At 70.9% G+C, this 16343-nt stretch carries 13 protein-coding genes; 9 read left to right on the top strand and 4 right to left on the bottom strand.

The features are described 5' to 3' along the window. The first annotated feature begins 556 nt into the window (after window positions 1–556). From BLT82_RS38205 to BLT82_RS27645, 7 genes are read left to right on the top strand one after another with little or no spacing between them, the layout of a single operon-like run. Window positions 557–1420, top strand: coding sequence for an SCO3242 family prenyltransferase (locus BLT82_RS38205; RefSeq protein WP_244529666.1), 864 nt, complete (start codon window positions 557–559; stop codon window positions 1418–1420). Further along, a complete protein-coding gene (locus BLT82_RS27670) occupies window positions 1417–2283 on the top strand; it encodes a sugar phosphate isomerase/epimerase family protein (protein WP_093659661.1) in 867 nt (288 codons plus the stop codon). The genes BLT82_RS38205 and BLT82_RS27670 overlap by 4 nt, the downstream gene beginning before the upstream one ends. After that, on the top strand, window positions 2271–2900 hold the full coding sequence (locus tag BLT82_RS27665) for an EboA domain-containing protein (protein WP_093659659.1): 630 nt from the start codon (window positions 2271–2273) through the stop codon (window positions 2898–2900). The genes BLT82_RS27670 and BLT82_RS27665 overlap by 13 nt, the downstream gene beginning before the upstream one ends. After that, window positions 2900–3748, top strand: a complete 849-nt coding sequence (locus BLT82_RS27660; RefSeq protein ID WP_093659657.1) for a TatD family hydrolase — start codon at window positions 2900–2902, stop codon at window positions 3746–3748. Before BLT82_RS27665 ends, BLT82_RS27660 begins: the two co-directional genes overlap by 1 nt. 13 nt (window positions 3749–3761) lie before the next feature. After that, a complete protein-coding gene (eboE, locus tag BLT82_RS27655) occupies window positions 3762–4961 on the top strand; it encodes a metabolite traffic protein EboE (protein ID WP_093659655.1) in 1200 nt (399 codons plus the stop codon). Further along, window positions 4958–6367, top strand: a complete 1410-nt coding sequence (locus BLT82_RS27650) for an alkaline phosphatase family protein (protein ID WP_093659653.1) — start codon at window positions 4958–4960, stop codon at window positions 6365–6367. The genes eboE and BLT82_RS27650 overlap by 4 nt, the downstream gene beginning before the upstream one ends. Before the next feature lie 34 nt (window positions 6368–6401). Then, window positions 6402–7433 carry a sugar phosphate isomerase/epimerase family protein gene (locus BLT82_RS27645; RefSeq protein ID WP_093659651.1) on the top strand — a complete coding sequence of 344 codons (1032 nt, stop codon included), beginning with the start codon at window positions 6402–6404 and terminating at the stop codon, window positions 7431–7433. Window positions 7434–7444: 11 nt separating this feature from the next. Here BLT82_RS27645 and BLT82_RS27640 read toward each other — a convergent pair whose 3' ends face one another. The 4 genes from BLT82_RS27640 to BLT82_RS27625 form a co-directional block, all read right to left on the bottom strand. Beyond that, window positions 7445–8833 (bottom strand): OFA family MFS transporter, encoded by a 1389-nt coding sequence (locus BLT82_RS27640; RefSeq protein WP_093659649.1) that lies wholly within the window; start codon window positions 8831–8833, stop codon window positions 7445–7447. 119 nt (window positions 8834–8952) lie between these two features. Further along, entirely contained in the window at window positions 8953–11091 is a 2139-nt protein-coding gene (locus BLT82_RS27635; RefSeq protein WP_093659832.1) for an acetate--CoA ligase family protein, read from the bottom strand. Window positions 11092–11123: 32 nt separating this feature from the next. Further along, window positions 11124–12353 carry a formyl-CoA transferase gene (gene frc / locus BLT82_RS27630; RefSeq protein WP_093659647.1) on the bottom strand — a complete coding sequence of 410 codons (1230 nt, stop codon included), beginning with the start codon at window positions 12351–12353 and terminating at the stop codon, window positions 11124–11126. A gap of 12 nt (window positions 12354–12365) precedes the next feature. Beyond that, a complete protein-coding gene (locus tag BLT82_RS27625) occupies window positions 12366–14060 on the bottom strand; it encodes a thiamine pyrophosphate-binding protein (RefSeq protein WP_093659645.1) in 1695 nt (564 codons plus the stop codon). Window positions 14061–14249: 189 nt separating this feature from the next. Between BLT82_RS27625 and sucC the strand changes: the two genes are divergently transcribed. Beyond that, the gene (gene sucC, locus BLT82_RS27620; RefSeq protein ID WP_093659643.1) at window positions 14250–15389 is read left to right on the top strand and encodes an ADP-forming succinate--CoA ligase subunit beta; all 1140 of its coding nucleotides are present in this window, start codon (window positions 14250–14252) and stop codon (window positions 15387–15389) included. Between the two features lie 11 nt (window positions 15390–15400). Then, a complete protein-coding gene (gene sucD / locus BLT82_RS27615) occupies window positions 15401–16282 on the top strand; it encodes a succinate--CoA ligase subunit alpha (protein WP_093659641.1) in 882 nt (293 codons plus the stop codon). Window positions 16283–16343 lie beyond the last annotated feature (61 nt).

Raw genomic sequence — 16343 nt, 5'->3', positions numbered from 1 at the left:
ACACCCCTCCCCACCCGCCTCGGCCACGGTCGGCCCCGGCCACACCGGCACGGACGAACGCGCCCGGCGCACCGCCGGGTTCCCGCCGCCCGCGACGGCGCCCGTCCGGGGCGGAGGCACGGCCGCCGGGGGAGCGGGGGCTGCCGGGCGGGGCCGTTCCGGCGACGTGTGCGGTGGCCCGGAGCGGCCCGGCGGCACTCCGCCGGGGACCGCGTCCGCCACCCGCGACGCCCCCACCGAAGACCCCGGAACCCTGCCCCGGCACACCACCGGAGCGATCGGCGAGCCCGATCCCGTCCCCGCGGGCGAAGGACACCGCCCACGCGCCACCGACGGCGACGCGGGCACGGCGAACGCCGCCCCGCCCGCCCCGGTGCTGCCCCGCGGCCCGGCGACGGCGGCCGACCCGGCCCCGTCCGCCGACCCGGCGACGGCCGGCGCGCGTTCCGGCCGTCGGGGCCCGGAGGGTCCGTGTGCCGACGGAGCACCTGCCGGCGGTGCGCGCCCCGACGGCCCGCACCCCGGGCGGCTCGCCGCCTGGGCCGAACTACTCCGCGTGTCCGCCCTGTTCACCGTCCCCGGCGACGCACTCGCCGGCGCCGCGGCCGCCGGGGCACGCCCCTCCCGCCGCACCCTGCTCGCCATCGGCACCTCCCTCTGCCTCTACGAAGCGGGCATGGCCCTCAACGACTGGAGCGACCGGGACGAGGACGCCGTCGACCGCCCCCACCGGCCCATCCCGTCCGGCCGCGTCAGCCCCGCCGCCGCCCTCACCGCCGCGGGCACCCTGACCGCCGCCGGACTCGCGCTCGCCGCCCGCGCGGGCCGGGCACCGCTCACCGTCGCCACCACCCTCGCCGCCGCGGTCTGGGCATACGACCTGCGCCTCAAGCACACGGCCGCCGGCCCCGCCGCCATGGCCTCCGCCCGCGCCCTCGACCTCCTCCTCGGCGCGGCGGCCACCCGGCCCCGCGACACCACCCCGGCCCTGCGCGCCGCACTCCCGCACGCGGGACTCCTCGCAGCCCACACCTACGCCGTCACCGCCGTGTCCCGCCACGAGACCCAGGGCGGCTCCACCACCGCGCCCCTCGCGGCGCTGGCGACCGGCGCCGCCATCACGGCCGCCACCACCCGCCACGCCCTGCACGCCGCCGCCCGGGGCCGGCCGTCCGCGGAGCAGACGCCCGCCGCGCTCACCGGCCTCGTCTACGCCCGCACCGCCCTCACCCCCCTCCTCCACGCCGCCCTCAACCCGTCCCCGCCCCTCACCCAGCGCGCCGTCGGCGCCGGCATCCGCGCCATGATCCCGCTGCAGGCCGCCCTCGCCGCCCGCGCCGGAGCGCCCGGCACGGGACTCGCCCTCCTGGGACTCGCCCCCCTCGCCCGCCGACTCGCCCGGAAGGTGAGCCCCACATGAGCCTGCGTCTCGGCTACGGAACCAACGGCCTCACCGACCTGCGCCTCGACGACGCCCTCCTCCTCCTCGCCGACCTCGGCTACGACGGCGTCGGCCTCACCCTCGACCACATGCACCTCGACCCCCTCGCCCCCGACCTCGGCACGCGCACCCGCCGGCTCGCGGGCCGTCTCGCCGACCTCGGGCTCGAGGTCACCGTCGAGACCGGCGCCCGCTACGTACTCGACCCGCGCCACAAGCACGGACCGTCCCTGCTCGACCCGGACCCCGACGCCCGCTCCGCCCGCACCGGGCTCCTCGTGCGCGCCGTGCAGGTCGCCGCCGACCTCGGCGCCCACGCCGTGCACTGCTTCAGCGGCACCACCCCCCGCGACACCCCGCCCGGCACCGCGTGGCGCCGCCTCGAGTCCGCCCTCACCCCCGTCCTGGAGGCCGCCGCCACCACCCGCGTCCCCCTCGCGATCGAACCCGAACCCGGCCACCTCCTCGCCACCCTCGACGACTTCCACCACCTCCGCGCCCTCCTCGGCGACCCCGAACCCCTCGGCCTCACCCTCGACATCGGCCACTGCCAGTGCCTGGAGCCCGCCCCGCCCGCCGAGTGCGTCAAGCAGGCCGCGCCCTGGCTGCGACACGTCCAGATCGAGGACATGCGCCGCGGCGTCCACGAACACCTCCCCTTCGGCGACGGCGACATCGACTTCCCGCCCGTCCTCGACGCCCTCGCCGCCACCGGCTACCGCGGACTGACCGTCGTCGAACTGCCCCGCCACTCCCACGCGGGACCCGAACTCGCCCGCGCGTCCATCGAGTTCCTCCGCCCCCGCATCCCGACGAACGGAGCCCCGGCATGGCGACCCTGACCCGCGAGGACCTTGACACCCGGCTCGACGGCGCCGCCCGGGCCTGGTTCCACGAAGCACTCGCCGAAGCCGCCCGCGCCGCCGCCCACGCCCCCCGGCACCCCGCCGGCCCCCGCACCGTCCCCGCCTGGGAGACCCGCTTCGCGTCCGCCGGCCGCCACTGCGGCCGCGAACACGCCGACTCCGTACGCACCCACCTCCTCCACGAGGCCCGCGCGGACGCCGCCACCCTCACCCGCCTCTACCGGCAGGGCACCGCCGCCGAACGCCGCGCCGTCCTCCTCGCCCTCCACCACCTCGCCCCCGACCCCGCCGACGGCCTCCCTCTCGTCGAAGACGCACTGCGCACCAACGACACCCGCCTCGTCGCCGCCGCCGTCGGCCCCTACGCCGCCCGCCACCTCCCCCCGCACCCCTGGCGCCACGCCGTCCTCAAATGCCTGTTCACCGGCGTCCCCGTCGACGCCGCCGACGGCATCGAACGCCGCGCCCAAGGCGACACCGAACTCGCCCGCATGCTCACCGACTACGCGGCCGAACGCACCGCCGCCGGCCGGCCCGTCCCCGCCGACCTCCACCGCGTCCTCGCCCTGACGTCCCCCACGGAGGAGTCCTGATGCGCATCTTCGACCCGCACATCCACATGACCTCCCGCACCACGGACGACTACCAGGCGATGTACGACGCCGGTGTCCGCGCCGTCGTCGAACCCTCCTTCTGGCTCGGCCAGCCCCGCACCTCACCCGCCTCCTTCTTCGACTACTTCGACTCCCTCCTCGGCTGGGAGCCCTTCCGCGCCGCCCAGTACGGCATCGCCCACCACTGCACCATCGCCCTCAACCCCAAGGAGGCCAACGACCCCCGCTGCCGCCCCGTCCTCGACGCACTGCCCCGCTACCTCGAAAAGGACAACGTCGTCGCCGTCGGCGAGATCGGCTACGACTCCATGACCCCCGAAGAGGACACCGCCCTCGCCGCCCAGCTGCAGCTCGCCGCCGACCACGGACTGCCCGCCCTCGTCCACACCCCCCACCGCGACAAACTCGCCGGCCTGCACCGCACCGTCCACGCAGTCCACGCGTCCGCCCTCGCCCCCGAACGGGTCCTGCTCGACCACCTCAACGAGACCACCGTCAGGGCCGCCGCCGACAGCGGCTGCTGGCTCGGCTTCTCCATCTACCCCGACACCAAGATGGACGAGGACCGCATGGTCGCCATCCTCGAGGACCACGGAACCGAACGCGTCCTCGTCAACTCCGCCGCCGACTGGGGCAGAAGCGACCCCCTCAAGACCCGGAAGACGGCCGACGCGATGCTCGCCGCCGGCTTCACCCACGACGACGTCGACCGGGTGCTGTGGCGCAACCCCGTCGCCTTCTACGGCCAGAGCGGCCGCCTCCGGCTCGACGTCCCCCCGCCCGAGGCCCTGCACGAGGGGAACTCCATCCTCCGCGGCGGGGAATGAGGAGGTCGCCCCCATGCGCTTCCGCCACCCCGACGGCACCACCGTCCACCTCTCCTACTGCACCAACGTCCACCCCGCCGAAACCCTCGACGGCGTCCTCACCCAGCTCCGCGACCACTGCGAACCCGTCCGCAAACGCCTCGGCCGCGACCGGCTCGGCATCGGACTGTGGCTCGCCCGCGACGCCGCCCACGCCCTCACCACCGACCCCGCCGCACTGCGCGGCCTGCGCGCCGAACTCGACCGGCGCGGCCTGGAAGTCGTCACCCTCAACGGCTTCCCCTACGAAGGCTTCGGCGCCGACGAGGTCAAACACCGCGTCTACCGGCCCGACTGGGCCGAACCGGCACGCCTCACACACACCGCCGACCTCGCCCGCCTCCTCGCCGCACTCCTCCCCGACGACGTCACCGAAGGCTCCGTCTCCACCCTCCCGCTCGCCTGGCGAACCCGCTGGGACGAGGACACCGCCGCCACCGCCCACACCGCCCTCACCACCCTCGCCGAACGCCTCGACGCCCTCGAGGAACTCACCGGCAAGTCCATCCGCATCGCCCTCGAACCCGAACCCGGCTGCATCGTCGAAACCACCGCCGACGCCATCGGCCCCCTCACCGCCGTCGCCAGCCCCCGCATCGGCATCTGCGTCGACACCTGCCACCTCGCCACCTCCTTCGAACAACCCGGCCCCGCCCTCGACGCACTCACCGCCGCTGGCATCACCATCCCCAAAGCACAGCTCTCCGCCGCCCTCCACGCCGAACACCCCCACCTCCCCGACGTACGCGAAGCCCTCGCCGCGTTCGCCGAACCCCGCTTCCTCCACCAGACCCGCACCCTTCCCCGACCCCACCCGGCAGGGAATCCACCATCCGCCGCCCACCTCCGCGGCACCGACGACCTCCACGAAGCCCTCGCCGCCGACGCCCTCCCCGACGCCTCACCCTGGCGCGCCCACTTCCACGTCCCCCTCCACGCACCCCCCGCCCCGCCACTCACCTCCACCCTGCCCGTGCTCCGCGACACCCTCGCCCGGCTCGCAGGCGGCCCCACCCCGCTCACCCGCCACCTCGAAGTCGAGACCTACACCTGGCAGGCCCTCCCCGACGCACAGAGGCCACGCAGCCGCGCCCAGCTCGCCGACGGCATCGCCGCCGAACTCACCCTCGCCCGCGACCTGCTCACCGACCTCGGCCTCAAGGAACTCCCATGAGCGACACCACCCCCGACGGCACCACCCGCCCCACCCCCCTGCTCGTCCTCGACGTCGTCGGCCTCACCCCACGCCTCCTCGACCACATGCCCCACCTCAAACGCCTCGCCGCCGCCGGCTCCCACGCCGCCCTCGGCACCGTCCTCCCCGCCGTCACCTGCACCGCCCAGTCCACCTTCCTCACCGGCACCCTCCCCGCCGAACACGGCATCGTCGGCAACGGCTGGTACTTCCGCGAACTCGGCGACGTCCTCCTGTGGCGCCAGCACAACGGCCTCGTCGCCGGCGACAAACTCTGGGACGCCGCCCGCCGCGCCCACCCCGGCTACACCGTCGCCAACATCTGCTGGTGGTACGCCATGGGCGCGGACACCGACATCACCGTCACCCCCCGCCCCGTCTACTACGCCGACGGCCGCAAGGAACCCGACTGCTACACCCGCCCGCCCGCCCTCCACGACGAACTCACCGACCGGCTCGGCACCTTCCCCCTCTTCCACTTCTGGGGACCCGGCGCCGACATCGTCTCCAGCCGCTGGATCATCGACGCCACCCGCCACATCCTCCGCACCCGCACCCCCGACCTCGCCCTCTGCTACCTCCCCCACCTCGACTACGACCTCCAGCGCTACGGCCCCGACGACCCGCGCTCCCACCGGGCCGCCACCGACCTCGACACCGCCCTGGCGCCCCTCCTCGACGACGCACACGCCGAAGGCCGCACCGTCGTCGCCCTCTCCGAATACGGCATCACCCGCGTCACCCGGCCCGTCGACATCAACCGGGAACTGCGCCGCGCCGGACTCCTCGAAGTCCACACCCAGGACGGCATGGAATACCTCGACCCCATGGCCTCCCGCGCGTTCGCCGTCGCCGACCACCAGATCGCCCACGTCTACGTACGCCGCCCCGAAGACCTCGACGCCACCCGCGAAGCCCTCAGCGGCCTCGACGGCGTCGCCGAACTCCTCGACGACGAGGGCAAGAAGACCCACGGCCTCGACCACCCGCGCTCCGGCGAACTCGTCGCCGTCGCCGAACCCGACGCCTGGTTCACGTACTACTACTGGCTCGACGACGCACACGCCCCCGACTTCGCCCAGCTCGTCGAAATCCACCGCAAACCCGGCTACGACCCCGTCGAACTGTTCATGGACCCCGAGGACCCCTACGTCCGCGTCAAAGCCGCCACGGCCCTCGCCCGCAAGAAACTCGGCATGCGCTACCGCATGGCCGTCGTCCCCCTCGACCCCTCACCTATTCGCGGGAGCCACGGCCGCCTCCCCACGAGCGACGACACCGACAACGGTCCGCTCATCCTGTGCTCCACCCCCCGCGCCGTAACGGGCCGCGTCGCGGCCACCGAAGTCAAATCCCTGCTGCTCCGACTCGCAGGACTTCACTGAACCACACGCCACCGACAACGAGGAGTCATCCACAGTGAGCCGCCCCAGCAAGCACACCGACCCCGAGCTCGCCCACAAGCTCAGCAGACGCGGCATGCTCGGCGTCGCCGCCGGCGCCACCGCCGCCGCCCTCCTCGGCGCCGGCGCCCCCACCGCCACCGCCCACGGCAAGGGCCACGGCCGCCCCGTCCTGCCCCCCGGCCGGCTCGGCATCCAGCTCTACTCGCTCCGCGACAAGGTCTCCACCCTCGGCTTCGCCGCCGTCTTCGCCGAACTGGAGAAGTACGGCTACGACGAAGTCGAGTACGCCGGCTACACCCAGGGCGCCGCCGGCCCCATCACCCTCCCGCAACTCCGCCGCCTCACCCGCGACCACGGACTGCGCGCCATCGGCAGCCACGTCGGCTACTACAACGACGCCGACCCCGGCGCCTACACCTTCGCCCAGAACCTCGACAAGGTCCTCGACGACGCCCAGGCCCTCGGCCTCAAGCACATCGGCACCGCATCGGGACCCTGGCGCTACGGCGCCACCGTCGACGGCTGGAAGCGCTGCGCCGACGAATTCAACGAGTACGGCGCCGCCGCCAAGGCCCGCGGCATGAAGTTCTACCAGCACAACCACGCCGAGGAATTCTCCTTCGCCACCGACAAGCCCGGCGTACGGCTCTACGACGTCCTCCTCGCCGAGACCGACCCCGACCTCGTATACCTGGAAATGGACATCTACTGGGCCTACGCCGGCCAGTTCCGATTCTCCAAGCGCGCCGACGGCACCCCCGCCCCCTTCGACCCCCTGCGCTACGTCCTCCAGCAGCCCGACCGCTACCCCCTCTTCCACGTCAAGGACGGAGAACGCGACATCTCCGCCCGCGACGGCTACCGAATGGTGGACGTCGGGGACGGAGACATCGACTACCAGCGCTTCATCTCGGCCGTGACCCGCACCCGGGGCGGCCGGCTCGACCACCACTGGCAGGCCGAGCACGACAACCCCGTCGAGTCCTTCGCCTTCGCCCGCAAGTCCAGCGCACACCTGCACTCACTGCGCGAGAAGGACTGCTGACACCGGCACCCCTACACCGCATCCCGGCTGATCGGCTGCGGGTTCGCCGCAATCCGGCGGGCTCGCGGCCGCCCCGGCGGATGCAGGAACAGCGCCACCACCCCCGCGAACAGCGAGATCGAACCCGCCAGGACGAACGCCCCCGCGTAGTCCCACGCCGCCACCACCACGGCACCCATGCCCGACCCCAGCAGACCCGACACCAGCTTCGAGCTGTACACCAGACCGTAGTTCGAAGCGTTGTTGTTCTCCCCGAAATAGTCCGCCGTCATCGCCGCGAACATCGGGAAGATCGCCCCGCCGCCGAAACCGGAAATACTGGAGAACAACAGGAACAGCGGCAGACTTTTGATGTTGCCCGACCAGAGAATGCCGTACTGCGACAACCCCAGCACCACACACACGAAGATCAGACACTGCTTGCGGCCATAACGGTCCGACAGCCAGCCGATCACACCCCGGCCCGTACCGTTCACGATCGCCTTCAACGACATCGCCGTCGCCACGATCCCGCCCGCGAAGCCGGCCTCGTCACCGAACGGCACCTGGAACGCGATACCGAAGATGTTCACACCCGACGTACACAGCAGACAGAACCACATCAACGCCACCCGGCCCGTCCGCCACGCCTCGATCGGCGTGTACTGCTTCACCGCCGGCGGATTCTTCTCCAACGCCCGCCGCGCCCGCGGATCATCCGGCTTCCGCAGCGGATCCACCTCCGCCGGCCACCAGTTCTTCGGCGGATCCCGGAAGAAGTAACCGGCGACCGCGACCACCGCAGCCAGGAACACACCAACCGACACCAGCACCCAACGGAAGTTCGTCAGATCCATATAGCCGGTGAAGATGAACACGAACGGCACCGACCCATAGGCGAAACCGCCGTTGACGAAACCCGTCTTGCCGCCCTTCCGCTCCGGATACCACTTGCCCACCATGTTCACACACGTCGCGTACACCATGCCCGCGCCCATACCGCTGAACATGCCGAACCCGAGATACGCCACCACCACATGCGGCGCGAACGCCAGCGACAGATAACCCAGCAGCGTGCCCACCGCACCCAGCATCATCGCCCACCGCGCCGGCAACTTCCCGCTCTCCCGCAGCTTCCCCGCCGGGAAGGCCACCGCAGCCTGGAAGAACACCCACACACCGAGCATCCAGAAAATGTGCTGACTGCTCCAAGAATGCGCCGTGTGCAGAGTCTCCTCCGCCGACGCGAACGCATACTCCGCCGAACTGATGCCCATCATGCCCACCCAGGGCAGAAGGACCATCCACTTGCGCTTGCGGCCCATGATGTCCACATCGGACTCACCGATGCGGTACACCCGGCCATTGGCGTCCGTCACCTCCCTGAAGGAGACGGGCGAGGAAACGTCGGTCGTCACCATGTCGATCAGAACCCCCTGCGTCGAAGAAGCCAGGCCAGCGCCCCCTGTCCGTACTTCTCGTGCCGGGGCCCGCAGCACACGCGCAACCACGGGCCCCTCGGGTGGTGCCTCACCTCAACTCATCGACCACCACCCGGCAGCAGACCCGCCGCCCGCGCCCAGGCGTACTTCGCACCCAGCACCGCGACCGGCTTCTCCGTCGTGTACGGATACGCCACGACACCCCGCTCGAAGAGATACGCACACGCCTCCTCGACCTCCACATCACCCGCCAGCGACGCCACCACCGGCTTCTCGATCCCCCGCTCCCGGAACTCCGCCACCACCCGCGCCGTCAACTCCGCGAAAACCATCGGCGGAGTCACGATCGTGTGCCAGTAACCCAGCACCAGCGCATGGATACGCGGATCCTCCAGCCCCAGCCGGATCGTCGCCTCGTACGTCGACGGCGGCTCACCACCCGTGATGTCCACCGGATTCCCCGCCGCACCGAACGGCGGAATGAACTCCCGGAACGCCGCGTCCAGATCCGGCGGAATCTCCATCAACCGCAACCCGTTGTCGACGATCGCGTCCGACAACAGCACACCCGAACCACCCGCACCCGTGATGATGACGACGTTGTCGCCCGCCGGCGCCGGCAGCACCGGCAACGCCCGCGCGAACTCCAGCATCTCGTTCAGACCCGGCGCCCGGATCACCCCCGACTGCCGCAACACGTCGTCGTACACCGCGTCGTCACCCGCCAGCGCACCCGTGTGCGAACCCGCCGCCCGCGCACCCGCACTCGTACGACCCGCCTTCAGCACCACCACCGGCTTCTTCGGCACCGTCGCCCGCGCCGCCTCCACAAACGCACGCCCGTCCTTCAGATCCTCCAGATGCATCGCGATGCAATCCGTGTTCGGATCCTCCCCGAACCACGTCAGCAGATCGTCCTCGTCGAGATCCGACTTGTTGCCCAGCCCCACGATCGCCGACACACCCGTACGCGTCGCCCGCGCGAAACCGAGAATCGCCATCCCGATCCCACCCGACTGCGACGTCAGCGCCACCCCGCCCCGCACGTCATACGGAGTGCAGAACGTCGCACACAGGTCCTGCCACGTCGAGTAGTACCCATAGATGTTCGGCCCCAGAAGCCGCACCCCGTGCCGCTCCGCCACCGCCACGACCTCGTCCTGCAGCGCCTGCTCACCCGTCTCGGCGAAACCCGACGGAATCAGCACCGCATTCGGGATCCCCTTGCGGCCCACCTCCTCCAGCGCAGCGGCCACGAACCGGGCGGGAATCGCGAACACCGCCACATCCACCTCACCCGGAACGTCCGTGACACTCTTGTACGCCTTGCGGCCCAGAATGTCATCGGCCCGCGGATTCACCGGATGAATCTCCCCCGGAAAACCCCCGTCGACGAGATTCCGCATCACCGAATTGCCGATCTTCCCCGGCTCGTTCGACGCCCCGATCACCGCCACCGACCGCGGCTGCATCAACCGCCGCATCGACGCCAGGATCTCCTCACGCCCATAACGACGACGCCGCCTCGGCACCCCCTCCGCCAGAATCACCCGGACATCCGCCGCCACCGCCCCCACCGGCGTCGCCACCACCGGATTCAGATCCACCTCCGCGATCTCCGGGAAATCCGACACCAGCCGCGACACCCGCCGGATCTGCTCCGCCAGCGCCCGGCGATCCACCGCCGGCGCACCCCGCACCCCCCGCAGAACCTCCGCCGCGCCGATCGAATCCAGCATCGACTCCGCCTCGACCGCACTCACCGGAGCCAGCCGGAACGTGACGTCCCGCAGAACCTCCACCAGGACACCGCCCAGACCGAACGCCACCACCTTCCCGAACGTCGGATCCGTCACCGCACCGACGATCACCTCCTGGCCCGGCGGCAGCAACTGCTGCACCTGCACCCCGTCGATCCGCGCATCCGGCGCATACGCCCGCACGTTCTCCACGATCCGCCGGAACGCCGACCGCACCTCGGCAGCACCCTCCACCCCCACGACCACCCCGCCCGCATCCGTCTTGTGCAGCACATCCGGCGAGACGATCTTCAACACCACCTTCCCGCCCAGCCGGTCGGCGTGCACCACCGCCTCTTCCACATCCCGCGCCAGCGCCTCACCCGGCACCGCGATCCCGTACGCGTCCGCCAGCGCCTTGGCCTCAGGCGCCGTCAACGCCGAACGACCCTCCGCCCGCACGGCACCCAGCACCGCACGCACCGCATCCCCGTCCACCTCGAGCGCCGAGCCCGCCTCGAAACCCACCACTAGATCACCCCACTCGTCTTCAGCAGCCGCAGCTCCTCGTCCCCGAGCCCCAGCTCGCCCACGTACACCTCGGCGTTGTGCTCACCCAGCAACGGCGAACGCACCACATCCACCGGAGAGTCCGACAGCTTCAACGGCGAACCGACCGTCGTGAAAGAACCCCGCTCCGGATGGTCCACCTCCACGACCATCCCGTTCGCCACCAACGACGCGTCCTCGATGATCTCCCTCGTCGAAAGGATCGGCCCGCACGGAATGTTGTGCGCGTTCAGCCGCTCCAGCACCTCCCACTTCGGCAGCGCCGACGACCACTCCTCGATCAGCTGGAACATCTTCCCCAGCTTCGGCAACCGCGCCTCCGGCGTCGCCCACTCCGGGTCCTCCGCCAGCTCCGGCCGGCCGATCAACCGCGAAAGCGGCTCCCACCCCACCGGCTGCACGATCACGTACACATAGTCGTTCGGGCCACCCGGAGCACACCTCACCGCCCACCCCGGCTGCCCGCCACCCGACGCGTTCCCCGAACGGGGAACCTCGGCACCGAAGTCCTCGTTGGGGTACTCGGCCAACGGCCCCCGCCCAAGACGCTGCTGATCACGCAACTTCACCCGGCACAGATTCAGCACCGCATGCTGCATCGCCACATTCACCCGCTGACCGCGACCCGTACGCTCCCGCTGCAGCAACGCCGCCAGAACAGCCGCCACCGCGTGCACACCCGTCCCCGAATCACCGATCTGCGCACCCGTCGCCAACGGCGGACCGTCCTCGAACCCCGTCGTCGCCATCGACCCGCCCATCGCCTGCGCCACCACCTCGTACGCCTTGAAATTGGTGTACGGGCCCTCACCGAACCCCTTGATGGAGGCATAGACGATCCGCGGATTGATCTCCCTGATCCGCTCCCACGTGAACCCCATCCGGTCCACCGCACCCGGACCGAAGTTCTCCACCAGCACGTCCGAACGCCGGATCAGCTCCGTCAGCAACTCCCGGCCCCGCTCGGACTTCGTATTCAGCGTGATGCTCCGCTTGTTGCAGTTGAGCATCGTGAAGTACAGCGAGTCGACGTCCGGGATGTCACGCAACTGCCTGCGCGTGATGTCCCCACCCGGCGCCTCCAGCTTCACCACGTCCGCACCCAGCCACGCCAGCAACTGCGTCGCCGAAGGACCGGACTGCACATGCGTCATGTCGAGGACACGAACGCCCTCAAGAGCCTTCGCCATGGCCGGAGCTCCTCACTTGTACATGGTCTGGTTCATGGTTCCCGGGGCGTACGCGTCCGGGTCCACCCAGACGTTGACCAGCGACGGCAGCCCCGACTCACGCGCACGCCGCAACGCCGGCCCGATGTCCGCCGCGTCACGGACCTCCTCGCCGTAACCGCCCAGCATCCGCGCGAACCGGTCGTACGGCACATCCCCCAGCGTGTTGCCGACCCGCTCCCGCTCCAGGCCGTACTTCTGCGCCTGGCCGTAACGGATCTGGTTCATCGACGAGTTGTTCCCCACGACACCGACGAACGGCAGGTCGTACCGCACCAGCGTCTCGAAGTCCCAGCCCGTCAGACTGAACGCACCGTCCCCGAACAGCGCCACGACCTCCTTGTCCGGCCGCGCCTGCTTCGCCGCCAGCACGAACGGCACCCCCACACCCAGCGTCCCCAGCGGCCCCGGATCCATCCAGTGCCCCGGCGACTTCGGCTGCACCACCTGCCCCGAGAACGTGACGATGTCACCCCCGTCACCGATGTAGACCGAGTCCTCCGTCAGGAAGTCGTTGATCTCACTCACCAGCCGGTACGGATGGATCGGCGACGCATCCGACCGCAACTGCGGCAACCGCCTGTCCAAGGCCGTCTGCTCCGCCGTACGCAGCTCCTCCAGCCACGCCTTCCGCCCCGCCGCCCCGCCGTTCAGCCGCCCCGACGCCGACTCCGTCACCGCCTTCAGGACCAGCCCCGCATCGCCCACGATCCCCAGGTCGACATCCCGGTTCTTGCCCACCGTCCGGTAGTCCAGATCGATCTGCACCACCGTCGCCGACGGCGACAACCGCTTCCCGTAACCCATCCGGAAGTCGAACGGCGTCCCCACGATCACGATCACATCCGCATTCGAGAACGCGTACCGCCGCGACAGCTGGAAGTGGTGCGGATCGCCCGGCGGCAGCGTCCCCCGCCCCGCCCCGTTCATGTACGCCGGCACGTTCAACGTCCGCACCAACTCGATCGCCGCGTCCGTCGCCCGCGTCGTCCACACCTGACTGCCCAGCAGGATCGCCGGCTTCTCCGCATGCACCAGCAGATCCGCCAGCCGCTCCACCGCCTCCGGATCCCCGGCCGACCGCGTCGACGCCCGGTACCGTCCCGCCGCCGGCACCCGCGCCTTCTCCACCGGCACCTTCGCGTCCAGCACATCACGCGGGATCTCCAGGAACGACGGCCCCGGAGCGCCGTGGTAGCACTCGCGGAACGCCATCGACACCATGTCAGCGGCACGCGCCGTGTCCGGCACCGTCGCCGCGAACTTCGTGATCGGCGTCATCATGTCGACATGGGGCAGGTCCTGCAGCGAGCCCATCTTGTGCTGCGTGAGCGCGCCCTGACCCCCGATCAGCAGCATCGGCGACTCCGCGCGGAAGGCGTTCGCCACACCCGTCACGGCGTCCGTCGTGCCCGGCCCCGCCGTCACCACGGCGCACCCGGGCTTCCCGGTGATCCGGGCGTAGCCGTCCGCGGCGTGCGCGGCGACCTGTTCATGGCGTACGTCGACGACTTCGATGCCTTCGTCCACGCAGCCGTCGTAGATGTCGATGATGTGGCCGCCGCACAGGGTGTAGATGACGTCGACCCCTTCTGCCTTGAGCGCCTTGGCGACCAGATGCCCACCGGAGATGAGGTCCTGCTGACGGTCCTGGCTGTCGTCGGGCATGGCGAAGTCCCGTCCCTTCGTAGGGGGATCCGTGGCCGAGGGACAGGCGCCCCGGGCTGCTGCGACCTGCCCGGGACCGCCCTCGCGGTAGATTGCATACAGTCGACGAATACTGTATGAACCTTGTTATCCCGCATCCGGAGGACGGTGTCCAGGGGGCGTGCGGCACTTTCCGAGACAGGAGCCGGCATGGATCTGTACGAGTACCAAGCCCGCGAGCTCTTCCAGCAGCACGGCATCCCCGTGCCCGACGCAGAAACCGTCCGCACGGCCCGCGAAGCCCGCGCCGCCGCCGAACGCCTCGGCGGCCGCGCCGTCATCAAGGCCCAGGTCAAAACCGGCGGCCGAGGCAAGGCAGGAGGCGTCAAACCCGCCGCGGACCCGGCCGCCGCCGAACTCACGGCCCGCCAGATCCTCACCATGGACATCAAGGGCCACCGCGTCCACCAGGTGATGGTCGCCCGGCCCGTCGCCATCGAAGCCGAGTGCTACGTCTCCTACGCACTCGACCGCGCCGCCGGCCACTTCCTCGCCATCGCCTCCGCCGAAGGGGGCATGGACATCGAGGAGGTCGCGGCCACCCGCCCCGAAGCCGTCGCCCGCATCCCCGTCGACCCCGGCCAAGGCGTCACCGCCGACAAGGCCCGGGACATCGCCGCCGCGGCCGGACTCCCACCCGCCACCGCCCCCGTACTCCAGCGGCTCTGGCAGGTCCTCACCGCGGAGGACGCACTCCTCGTCGAGGTCAACCCCCTCGTCCGCACCGACGACGGAGACATCCTCGCCCTCGACGGCAAGATCACCCTCGACGACAACGCCCGCTTCCGGCAGTCCCGGTGGGGCGACGACACCGACACCCACGACGACCCCCTCGAAGCCGCCGCCGCCGGCAAGGGCATCGGCTACCTACGCCTCGACGGCGAAGTCGGCATCATCGGCAACGGCGCCGGGCTCGTCATGTCCACCCTCGACGTCGTCGCCGGCTGCGGAGCCCGGCCCGCCAACTTCCTCGACATCGGAGGCGGCGCCTCCGCCACCGTCATGGCCGACGCCCTCTCCCTCGTCCTCGCCGACCCCAAAGTACGCAGCGTCCTCGTCAACGTCTTCGGCGGCATCACCGCCTGCGACGCCGTCGCCGACGGCATCGTCACCGCACTCGACACCGTACGGCTCACCAAACCCCTCGTCGTACGCCTCGACGGCAACAACGCCGTACGCGGCCGCGCCATCCTCGCCGAACGCGCGCACCCCCTGGTCCAGCAGGCCACCACCATGGACGGCGCCGCCCGACAGGCCGCCGACCTCGCCAACGACGCCGCAGCAGTGTGAGGAGACCCGGAATGGCCATCCATCTCACCAAGGACAGCAAGGTCCTCGTCCAGGGCATGACGGGCGCCGAGGGCATGAAGCACACCCGGCGGATGCTCGCCGCCGGCACCGACGTCGTCGGCGGGGTCAACCCGCGCAAGGCCGGGCGCAGCGTCGACTTCGACGACCGCACCGTCCCCGTCTTCGGCACCGTGCGCGAAGCGGTGGACACCACCGGCGCGGACGTCACCGTCGTCTTCGTCCCGCCCCAGTTCACCGGCGCCGCCGTCATCGAAGCGGCGGACGCGGGGATCGGCCTCGCCGTCGTCATCACCGAAGGCGTGCCCGTCCACGACGCCGTCGCCTTCACCGCGTACGCGAAGGCACGAGGCACTCGCATCATCGGCCCCAACTGCCCCGGCCTCATCAGCCCGGGACAGTCCAACGCGGGCATCATCCCCGCGGACATCGCGCCCCAGCCCGGGCGGATCGGGCTCGTGTCCAAGTCAGGGACGCTCACCTACCAACTGATGCACGAACTGCGCGACATCGGCTTCTCGTCGGCGGTGGGCATCGGGGGCGACCCCGTCATCGGGACGAGCCACATCGACTGCCTCGCGGCCTTCGAAGCGGATCCGGACACGGAACTCATCGTGCTGATCGGGGAGATCGGGGGAGACGCGGAGGAACGAGCGGCGACATATGTCAGCGAACAGATTTCAAAACCTGTCATCGCATACATCGCCGGCTTCACCGCACCGGAAGGCAGAACCATGGGTCACGCCGGTGCCATCGTCTCCGGATCCACCGGCACCGCACAGGCGAAGAGGGCCGCCCTCGAGGCCGCCGGCGTCACCGTCGGCTCGACCCCCACCGAGACCGCACGGCTCGTACGGAGCCTACTCGCCCAGTGACACGGGGTGACGTCACCCACACTTGGTTGGAGGAGCGCGACAGCCGGGGTATCGGGCTCAC

The sequence above is a fragment of the Streptomyces wuyuanensis genome, assembly GCF_900103455.1.
Taxonomy (GTDB): domain Bacteria; phylum Actinomycetota; class Actinomycetes; order Streptomycetales; family Streptomycetaceae; genus Streptomyces; species Streptomyces wuyuanensis.
Note: the sequence above shows the minus strand (reverse complement) of the source record. Positions and strands in the feature narration are given on the sequence as shown.